This is a genomic window from Polaromonas sp. P4_H1, from assembly GCF_056400945.1.
Window position 1 is genome coordinate 1 of record NZ_JBFUKG010000106.1, and the last position, 580, is coordinate 580.

Annotated in this window: 1 protein-coding gene; it reads right to left on the bottom strand. The window is 62.2% G+C overall.

The genetic code is table 11. The features are described from left to right. The coding region (locus AC1DS5_RS25350) for a COG3904 family protein (RefSeq protein WP_477721002.1) at positions 1–544 on the bottom strand (544 nt) is incomplete at its 3' end. Between the last annotated feature and the right edge of the window lie 36 nt (positions 545–580).

Sequence of the window (580 nt, forward strand, 5' to 3'; positions counted from 1 at the left end):
CCGTAAGCCGATGCAGATCGTCCCACGGCKGCACGCTGAGCGACAATGACAAGAGATCGCCCGTGCCTCCCATCTCGAAGGTGTATTTGGCGAGACGGCCGATATCCCGCTCGACGATCATCAGATCATTTGCCGTATAGCTCGCAGCCTTCGGGTCGTCGGCGCGGTCGCCCATCCAGATCTGATGGACGCGCACAAGGGATTCCTCGGCCACATAGCGGGTCTTGCCCGCCAGCAGCAGGAACACGCACATGGATTCGCAATAGGCCTGCGGCACGACCGCCGGCTTCATGACGCCCGAGGATGATTGCAGGTCGACCGTGATACCGACTGTGGTGCGCAGACCAAGCTTGCGCCAGCGCCGGCCCATGGTGATGGCGTCATTGACCGAGCCGCCGCTGGAATCCAGCACCACTGTCGCGTCAGTCAGATCGCGGCCTTTGGAAAACTCGTCGAAATCCCTAACGGTGTCGCCGGTGACAATCCCCACCGCGCCGATCCAGCCACGGCAATTCGGCTCGCAGGCGACCCAGGTGAAGCGCATCGGGAGTTTGCGTTCTTCGAGAACGGCTGCAGCTTG